Annotated in this window: 7 protein-coding genes; 4 read left to right on the plus strand and 3 right to left on the minus strand. The window is 59.6% G+C overall.

Annotated elements, in window-relative coordinates:
* Positions 1 to 398: 398 nt before the first annotated feature.
* Entirely contained in the window at positions 399 to 1,820 is a 1,422-nt protein-coding gene (locus B7L09_RS23645) for an amino acid permease (RefSeq protein WP_094470849.1), read from the plus strand.
* Positions 1,821 to 1,931: 111 nt separating this feature from the next.
* On the opposite strand, the gene B7L09_RS23650 is transcribed toward B7L09_RS23645, so the two are convergent.
* Positions 1,932 to 3,056: an OpgC family protein gene (locus B7L09_RS23650; RefSeq protein WP_094470850.1), complete on the minus strand. Its 1,125-nt coding sequence runs from the start codon at positions 3,054 to 3,056 to the stop codon at positions 1,932 to 1,934.
* A 249-nt stretch (positions 3,057 to 3,305) separates the two neighbouring features.
* On the opposite strand from B7L09_RS23650, the gene B7L09_RS23655 reads away from it, so the two are divergent.
* Together B7L09_RS23655 and B7L09_RS23660 are read left to right on the plus strand one after the other, a co-directional pair.
* The gene (locus B7L09_RS23655; protein WP_094470851.1) at positions 3,306 to 4,811 is read left to right on the plus strand and encodes a glucosyltransferase domain-containing protein; all 1,506 of its coding nucleotides are present in this window, start codon (positions 3,306 to 3,308) and stop codon (positions 4,809 to 4,811) included.
* 119 nt (positions 4,812 to 4,930) lie between these two features.
* Positions 4,931 to 5,305 carry a GtrA family protein gene (locus tag B7L09_RS23660; RefSeq protein ID WP_094470852.1) on the plus strand — a complete coding sequence of 125 codons (375 nt, stop codon included), beginning with the start codon at positions 4,931 to 4,933 and terminating at the stop codon, positions 5,303 to 5,305.
* Positions 5,306 to 5,353: 48 nt separating this feature from the next.
* Here B7L09_RS23660 and B7L09_RS23665 read toward each other — a convergent pair whose 3' ends face one another.
* Both B7L09_RS23665 and B7L09_RS23670 read right to left on the minus strand, forming a co-directional pair.
* Complete coding sequence (locus B7L09_RS23665) at positions 5,354 to 6,973, minus strand: FMN-binding glutamate synthase family protein (RefSeq protein WP_094470853.1); 1,620 nt, start codon at positions 6,971 to 6,973, stop codon at positions 5,354 to 5,356.
* Between the two features lie 181 nt (positions 6,974 to 7,154).
* The gene (locus B7L09_RS23670; protein WP_059406091.1) at positions 7,155 to 7,955 is read right to left on the minus strand and encodes a helix-turn-helix transcriptional regulator; all 801 of its coding nucleotides are present in this window, start codon (positions 7,953 to 7,955) and stop codon (positions 7,155 to 7,157) included.
* 124 nt (positions 7,956 to 8,079) lie between these two features.
* Here B7L09_RS23670 and B7L09_RS23675 point away from each other — a divergent pair, with 124 nt between their 5' ends.
* Positions 8,080 to 8,901 (plus strand): carbon-nitrogen hydrolase family protein, encoded by an 822-nt coding sequence (locus tag B7L09_RS23675; RefSeq protein ID WP_094470854.1) that lies wholly within the window; start codon positions 8,080 to 8,082, stop codon positions 8,899 to 8,901.
* The last annotated feature ends 207 nt before the right edge of the window (positions 8,902 to 9,108 follow it).

Consider the following 9,108-nt stretch of genomic DNA (forward strand, 5'->3'; position numbering starts at 1 on the left):
AGCGGGAGCAAGCTCCCTCGCCACAGGGTAGTGCCTGCCTGAAATGCCTTTGCTAGACACGTTGAACAGCAAATAAGGCTTAGCCAGGGGCATGACGATGCACCAATGCTGTGCAATACTCGGCGGCGTTTCAGGTGGTGAAAGATCCTACAAAAGTCAGGTAATGCCCCTCCGCTAACCGGGCTTTTCCCGAGAGTTCTGGCTGAATGTTGTGGTTTATAGAGTGAAAAACCCTGTACGAAGCTTTTTATACTGCACGCCCCGCTGATCTTGCCGGTGTTGTCCTGCAAGACGGACTTGCTCACGAAGCAGGCCCGGTTTCTCAGAAGCAATGGCTTACCGGTCAGCGCTTTGTTACTCGGTGGTCATATCCAATAACAAGACGAGGTTGTACCCTTATGCCAGTCGGCAACCCACTGCCCCATGGCGAGACCGCTCAAGGCGGCCCGCTCAAACGTGAACTCGGTGAACGGCATATCCGCTTGATGGCGCTCGGTGCCTGTATCGGCGTCGGTCTGTTCCTCGGTTCGGCCAAGGCCATCGAAATGGCCGGCCCCGCGATCATGCTGTCTTACATCATTGGCGGCCTGGCGATCCTGGTGATCATGCGCGCGCTCGGCGAAATGGCGGTGCACAACCCCGTCGCCGGCTCGTTCAGCCGCTATGCCCAGGATTACCTCGGCCCGTTGGCGGGTTTCCTCACCGGCTGGAACTACTGGTTCCTGTGGCTGGTAACCTGCGTGGCGGAAATTACNGCCGTGGCGGTGTACATGGGCGTCTGGTTTCCCGATGTGCCGCGCTGGATCTGGGCACTCGCCGCGTTGATCAGCATGGGTTCGATCAACCTGATCGCGGTGAAAGCCTTCGGTGAATTCGAGTTCTGGTTCGCCCTGATCAAGATCGTCACCATCATCGCGATGGTGATTGGTGGCATCGGCATCATCGCGTTCGGCTTCGGCAATGACGGCGTGGCACTGGGTATCTCCAACCTGTGGGCCCACGGCGGCTTTATGCCCAACGGCGTGCAAGGCGTGTTGATGTCGCTGCAAATGGTGATGTTCGCCTATCTCGGCGTGGAAATGATCGGCCTGACCGCCGGTGAAGCGAAGAACCCGCAGAAGACCATCCCCAGTGCCATCGGCTCGGTGTTCTGGCGCATCCTGCTGTTCTATGTGGGCGCGCTGTTCGTAATTCTGTCGATCTACCCGTGGAACGAAATCGGCACCCAGGGCAGCCCGTTCGTGATGACCTTCGAGCGCCTGGGCATCAAGACCGCCGCCGGCATCATCAACTTCGTGGTGATTACGGCGGCACTGTCGTCCTGCAATGGCGGCATCTTCAGCACCGGGCGCATGCTTTACAGCCTGGCGCAGAATGGCCAGGCCCCGGCCGGTTTTGCCACGACCTCGAACAACGGCGTGCCCCGTCGCGCGCTGCTGTTGTCGATCTTCGTGCTGTTGCTGGGCGTGCTGCTCAACTACATGGTTCCGGAAAAAGTCTTTGTGTGGGTGACCTCCATCGCCACCTTCGGCGCGATCTGGACCTGGCTGATGATCCTGCTGGCCCAGCTCAAGTTCCGCAAAGGCCTGAGTGCCAGCGAACGTGCCGGCCTGAAATACAAGATGTGGCTGTACCCGGTCAGCTCGTACCTGGCGCTGGCGTTCCTGGTGCTGGTGGTGGGGCTGATGGCGTACTTCCCGGAAACCCGCGTGGCACTGTACGTGGGACCTGCGTTCCTGGTGCTGCTGACGGTGTTGTTCTACGTGTTCAAGCTGCAACCGACCAATGTGTCGCAAGGTGCGGTGCGTTCGGCTTCGTAAGTCGTAACACCTGAAACGCAAAAGCCCCGGTCCATTGGCCGGGGCTTTTTATTGGCTGGTGCCTGCTCCCCACTTGTTTCCCGATGTCGGATTTGCGTTTTGTGTAGGCGGTCATGCGGCGGGAGCGGGTGCCGACCGGGTCAGGCGCTTGTTGAAATCCAGCCAAACCCCCAGCAACCCCATCAACCCCGCACCCACCAACGCGGTGAAGATTTGCATGGCAAACGCATCGTCGGTCAGGGCATTGACCATGTCCGCCAACGGCGCCAGCAACACGCTGAGGCAAAACACTTCCAGCGAATAACGCCCCATGCGACTGCATTGCTGTGCCAGCCAGTTCTGCGTCCAGCCAGTGTCCGGCAACAGTTTCGCCGTGACATACGCCAGCGCCAGAAAGTGCAGCAGGCGCACCGGCGACAGGTCGGTCTTGCTGATCGGGTACAACAGATTGCTCAGGCTGGTCGGTACCAACGCATCATGCAGTTGCGGCCACCGCCACAAGACGGTCAGTACACCGGCAACTACTGCGTATAACGCCGCACCCACAAACACTGGCTGACGAAGCAACGAGCGTCTGTCGGGCAACCGCGGGCGTTGCCCATGAATCGCAGCGGCACCGCCGAGTACGAACAACAGTTGCCAGGCGACGGGGTTGAAGTACCACACGCCGTCCTTGATGGCAGCCAGATTCCAGCCGAACAACGGCACCGTCAGGTACACCGCAAACGACATCGCCACCACCACCCAGGGTTTGCGCACAAATATCGGCAGCACCAGCGGCAAACCGGCCAGCAGCACGATGTAGAGCGGCAATGGGTCCATCAGGTTCGGTTTGAAGCGCAACAGCAACTCATCGATCAAGGCTTGCTGCGGGTTGCTGATGAAGTGGTGCATGCCCATCTCCTCCACCAGGTCGCGGGTTTCCACATGGCTGTTGGCGAAGAACACAATGCCCATCAACATCGCCAACAGGAAGATATGCACCACGTACAACACCCATGTGCGCCGCAGGATCTTCAGGCAGGCCATCCCGTAACCTTCGCGCGCAAGGATCTTGCCGTAGGCCAGGACCGCCGCGTAACCGGCGAGAAACACGAAGACTTCGGCGGCATCGCTGAAGCCAAAATTACGCAGCGTCATTTGGCCGAAGGGGTTGTGGGGGACGTGATCCCAGAAAATGAAGATCANCGCCAGGCCGCGGAAAAAGTCGATCCGGTGATCGCGTTCAGTCGTCATGGCTGCGGGCTCTTGAACGGGTTTTGAAGTAGGAGCGCCGGCGCCACAAAAGGTTGCGCGCCGCACATTGGCGGCGCGCAGGGTGCAGGGATTCTCCGGCAATTGCAAAGTGCGGATATTACGGAATGTCTCTGTGCATCGCCGAGGTGACAACCGCCTGTCTAAAAGCCGCGCAGGTCGGCGATCTCTGACTACCGTCGGGGTTCAAAGCTTTATTGATTGAAGGCGGAATTCCCTTGAGGCGTCGGCATGAAGATCAGCGAATGGCTCGACAAAGAACTCACCGGCCGCCAAGTCTGGTTATTGTTTCTTTTCGCGACGCTGCTTTACATCCTGCCGCTGATCCTCGCGGATTATCCCTACATCGATGACAACTGGCGTGCCCTGGCCGCCGGCACCGGCTGGGCGGAGGAGGGGCGGCTGTTTGCGCAATGGTTCTACAACCTCCTGACCTTCAGCGGCGCCGCTCCGAATATCTTCCCGCTGCCGCTGTTGATCGCCACGCTGGCGATGAGTTGGGCGCTGACTCGGCTGACGTTCCACTACTTCCCCGAACCGACGTTCGCCCATTGCCTGGTGGTGCTGCCGCTTTGGTACAACCCGTTTTTTCTGCAAAACCTGTCGTACCAATACGATGGGCCGACCATGGCGCTGAGCCTGGTGGCGGTGATCTACGCGATCACCTTTCAAAGCCCCTCGCGCGTCCAGACCCTGCTGATACCGGCCGCGCTGATAGCCTTGGCCATCGGGCTTTATCAGGTCAGCTTCAATGTGTTTCTCGGTCTGTGTTGCCTGGAGTTGCTGCGGCGCACGGACGACCCATTGGCATGGCCTGCGTGGTGGCGATTGATCGGCTGCAAAGTTGTACAGGTGGGGCTGGCGGGGTTGATCTATTACGCCACCGCTTATTCCTTCATGACTCAGAAGCGCACCTCATTGTTGAACGGGGCAGCGGCGCCGTTGCAGCAAATTGAAACCAGCGCGGGCTGGGTCCTGGAAAAAATCGTGCTGCTGTTCCATGGCGGCTTTGCCTGGGTATTCGCCGCGCTGTTGCTGTGCGCCCTGTTCGGTGCCGTGCGCGTGGGACAGCGCGTGTTTGAGCGTGCGGACACTGGGTTAAACAAAACCGTGATCGGCCTGCTGTGCCTGTTGATCCTGCCCGCCCTGATGCTGCTGGTGCCGGGCGTCTCACTGTTTTTCCGCGACTTCAATGAAGGCGCCCGCACCTTGATGGGCTTTGCGGTCGTGCTGGTGCTGCTGTTCTACCTGAGCCATCGGGCACTGGCGCCGGTGCATGGAAAGCTGCCGCTGCTGTTGCTGGTTCCACTGTTGGCGATGCTCTCGCTTTCCTTTGCGTATGGACGGGTACTGACGTTACAAAAAACCTTCGCAACGAATGCACTGTCTGCCTTGAGCGCCGACATTGCTTCGCGCCCGGCATTACGCGAAGCCAAGCGTATTTATATGTCGGTGACCTACTCCGATCACTGGCTGGTGGGGGCTGCGGGCTCGTTCAAACAGATGCCGGTTTTGCATTACCTGCTGAACATCGACTTCTACATGCTCGCGGAAAATCTGCCCAAGGCAGGCATTACCAATGTGGTCAGGGAAAAGGAACGGCGCAACGCGACGATGGTGGGTTACCAGGGTTATGCACCGCTGGTGGACAGCCTGTTCTATCGCATTTATCTGCTGGGGGATTACGGCTTTATCGTCATGAAAGAACCCACCCGGATCCCCTCGCTGCAGTGGTGAACACCATGACCACTGGTCTGGAATGCCGCGTTACCTGTTAGTTCTTACAGTAGACGCGCAACTGTCTTCGACTTTAGGTTTGAACCGCACCTGAAACCGGAACAGTTCAAGGAACGGACATGAAAGCCTTATGGAAAGCATTCTCCACCTACGCGATCGTTGGCGTGGCCAATACGCTCATTCACTGGCAGATCTTTTACGTTCTCACTGTCGCGGCCGAGCTGAGTCAGGCTGCCAGTAATTTTTCGGCGTTTTGTGTCGCGGGGACCTTCTCATTTTATGTGCACGCGCTGTACACGTTTGAGGCCGGGGCGTCGGTACTTCGTTATCTGTTGTATGTGTTTTTTATGGGGATCATGAGTTTTGTGGTCGGGCATTACGCCGATGTCTGGAAACTCCACGGGCTGGTAACCGTTGGGTCTTTCTCACTGTTAAGTCTGATCTGCGGGCTCTTCTTTTCGAGATTTGTTCTATATGGCGAGCGCGATGCATGAAGGTGTCGCGCNCGCCAACCTCTCGCGAGGCTGACGTGCAATCGCTCCTTACGCAGCAACCACCTCATTGGGCTCAAAACTGTCCGCCCGCGCCATCTGCCACATGCGCGAATAGAACTCGCCGTTCACCTCGCCCGTGAGCAATTCACCGGGCTTGAGGAACACATGCAACTGCGAGAACAGCTTGATTTCAGTTGCGGACATACGCCGCACCAAATGCTTGGCCGACAGCTGCGCTGGATGATCCAGGCCGGCTGCCGCAAGCATTTCCGCCAACGCCTTGAGGGTGTTGCGGTGGAAGTTGAATACGCGCTGGGCCTTGTCCGGCACCACCAGGGCCCGCTGGCGCAACGGGTCCTGGGTGGCGACGCCGGTCGGGCATTTGTTGGTGTGGCAGCTTTGTGACTGGATACAGCCGATGGCGAACATGAAACCGCGTGCCGAGTTGGCCCAGTCGGCGCCGATGGCCAGGACGCTGGCGATATCGAACGCACTGACGATCTTGCCGCTGGCGCCGAGTTTGATCTTGTCGCGCAGGTTCAGGCCGACCAGGGTGTTGTGCACAAACAGCAGGCCTTCACGCAGCGGCACGCCGATATGGTCGGTGAACTCCACGGGCGCGGCGCCGGTGCCGCCTTCCTTGCCGTCGACCACGATAAAGTCCGGGAGAATGCCGGTTTCCAGCATGGCCTTGGCAATGCCCATGAACTCCCACGGGTGGCCCAGGCAGAACTTGAAGCCCACCGGTTTGCCGCCGGACAGCTCGCGCAATTGCTGGATGAAATGCATCAGTTCGATCGGCGTGGAAAACGCGCTGTGACGCGACGGCGAGATGCAGTCTTCACCCATCATGATGCCGCGGGTGTCGGCGATTTCCTGGGTGACCTTGTGCTTGGGCAGGATCCCGCCATGGCCGGGTTTGGCGCCCTGGCTCATCTTGATTTCGATCATGCGCACTTGCGGGTTTTGCGCTTGCACGGCGAAGCGTTCCGGGTCGAAACGGCCGTCGCTGGTGCGGCAGCCGAAGTAGCCGCTGCCCAGTTCCCAGGTCAGGTCGCCGCCGTTTTCACGGTGGTAGGGGCTGATGCTGCCTTCGCCGGTGTCATGGGCAAAGTTGCCGAGCTTGGCACCTTGGTTCAACGCGCGAATGGCGTTGGCGCTCAGGGACCCGAAGCTCATGGCCGAGATGTTGAACACCGACGCCGAGTACGGCTGGGTGCACTGCGGGCCGCCGACGATCACGCGAAAGGCGCTCGGGTCACTCAACGGCGCGGGGCGCATGGAGTGGCCGATAAATTCGAAACCCGACTGGTATACGTCGATCAAGGTGCCGAAGGGTTTATCGGCCGTTTCGTTCTTGGCGCGCGAGTAAACCAGCGAGCGCTGGGCCCGGGAGAAGGGCAGGGCGTCGCTGTCGGATTCCAACAGGTACTGGCGGATTTCCGGGCGGATGGCTTCTACCAGGTAACGGATATTGCCCAGGATCGGGTAGTTGCGACGCACCGCGTGGGGGCTTTGCAGCAGGTCGAAAATCCCGATCAGGCTCAGGACGCCCGTCACCGCGGTGATCGGCCAGAGCCAGTCGTGTTCGAGGAAGGGCAGGCTGGCGAGGGTGAAGATCACGCAAGCGGCAAAGAAGGCGTAGCGGCTTAGGAGTGACAGGCTCATACGGGTTCCTTGGGTTCGGACTCGGTCGTGTGTAGTGCACAAGGTGTAGCGGATCCGAAGATCTCTGTGGGAGCGGGCTTGCCCGCGATTGCGCCGTGTCAGACAACAGATTTTTTCTGAAAGGCCGCTATCGCGGGCAAGCCCGCTCCCACAGTAAAAGCGAAAGCACGCCACTGTGCGATCAGGCATTTTGCGCCTGCAGGAATATCGAGAACAGCTCGGACTGGGATTTGATCCCNAGCTTGCTGTACATGTGTTTCTTATGGACTTTCACGGTTTCAACAGAGATTTCCAGCTTACGGGCGATTTCTTTACTGGAGCAACCGCTGAGCATCAATCGTCCGACATCCAGTTCCCGGGCGGTCAATTGCGCGCCCTTGAGTTGTTGCACCGAGGCTTCCAGCTGCACGCGCCAATCGCCCTGGATCGGTGCTGGCGCGAGGGCCACGACTTCGTTGATTTCGTAGGGCAGGCGCTGGCGCAGCAGGCCGAGCACCCAAGGCTGGATCAGCGACAGCAAGGCAATCTGCTGGCCGCTGAAACGCTGCTTGCTGCCCAACGACAGGCACAGCGTGCGGTCGCCTTCGAGCTGGCAATTGAACTGGATTTCATCGGCCACCACATTCAGGCGAAAGTAGCGTTGGTAGTACTCGGTCAGCTCGAAGTGCTCCGGCGCCACTTCCGACAAGCGATAAAGGCCGGTACGCGATTGCTCGCGGCAGGCGATGTAGAACGGGTCGAGCAAGTACAGCCCGCGCAAGTAATCCTGAAACAACTGATCAGGGCTGCCGTCCTCGCCTGGGCATTCGGCGAAGACCTGCGGGTGCTGGTCCGCGCTGAAAAGCAGCGCCACCCAGCTGTCGAAGGTCACGTACTGATCCAGCAACCGGACAAGCTGCGTCCAGAAGTTGGGCTTGTCGAGGGCGTCGATCAGTTGCCCGACCGAGCGGTGCCACGCGATGTCGTCTAACGAAAGTGTCATGCCTCTACCCCTATCGGGTTACCCCAGCGGCGTGATTCCCCGCCCGGTGGCTTGCTGCGCATACTGGCGCACAGACACAGACCGGGCAATCTTTCTGCCGCCCGGCCCATAACAAGGAATACCCATGAAAGTCGAACTCGCCCAGTTGGCGGGCCGTGACAACGGCACAGCGTACAACCTCGAACGCGCCCTGGCGGCCATCGCTGCCTGTAATGCGGATACGCAACTGATCGTCTTCCCGGAAACCCACCTGATGGGCTTTCCGACTGCCGACACCGTGGCCCAAACCGCCGAACCGCTGGACGGGCCGACGGTCAGCGCCGTGTTGGCGGCTGCTCGCGAACGCAACATCGCCGTGGTAATCGGCATGGCCGAGAACGACAACGGCCGCTTCTACAACACCACGCTGCTGATCACCCCNGAAGGCATCGCCCTGCGTTATCGCAAGACCCACTTGTGGGCCTCGGATCGCGGCGTGTTCACCCCGGGTGATCGCTACGCGACCTGCCTGTGGAACGGCGTGCGCGTCGGCCTGTTGATCTGCTACGACATCGAGTTCCCGGAAACCGCCCGCGCCCTGGCGCAGTTGGGCGCCGAGTTGCTGATCGTCACCAACGGCAACATGGACCCGTATGGCCCCACGCACCGCACCGCGATCATGGCCCGTGCCCAGGAAAACCAGGCGTTTGCGCTGATGGTCAACCGGGTGGAAGAGGGCGATGGCGGCCTGTTGTTTGCCGGTGGCAGTGCGCTGGTCGACCCGCTGGGCACCTTGTTGTTCGAGGCTGGGCGCGAGGAAGGGCAGTTTACGGTTGAGCTGGATTTCAGCCGGTTGGAGGCTGCACGCAAGGACTATCGGTATCTGGATGACCAGCGGTTGAAGTTGCCCGGGGAGATTATCGAGCGGGCTGCGGGTGTGCGGGAGTTGCTGATTCCTTTGCGTTGATCCTGATCCTGTGTTGTCAGGGCTGACGCCTTCGCGGGCAAGCCCGCTCCCACAGGTTGACTTCTGATCCCTGTGGGAGCGGGCTTGCCCGCGAAGAGGTCAGTCCAAACAACACACCAGTTTGATCAATCACCCAAAACAACAAAGTCACACCCGAAAATTTAGCGCCGAACTCGGCTCTGCCATAAATCTAATAAATTCGGAGNA

The sequence above is a fragment of the Pseudomonas mandelii genome, from assembly GCF_002251635.1.
GTDB lineage: Bacteria > Pseudomonadota > Gammaproteobacteria > Pseudomonadales > Pseudomonadaceae > Aquipseudomonas > Aquipseudomonas mandelii_B.

Excerpts from the sequence above, each read along its gene's own strand:
- B7L09_RS23665 (WP_094470853.1), bottom strand. The coding sequence starts at position 6,973 with ATGAGCCTGTCACTCCTAAGCCGCTACGCCTTCTTTGCCGCTTGCGTG.
- B7L09_RS23655 (WP_094470851.1), top strand. The coding sequence starts at position 3,306 with ATGAAGATCAGCGAATGGCTCGACAAAGAACTCACCGGCCGCCAAGTC.
- B7L09_RS23660 (WP_094470852.1), top strand. The coding sequence starts at position 4,931 with ATGAAAGCCTTATGGAAAGCATTCTCCACCTACGCGATCGTTGGCGTG.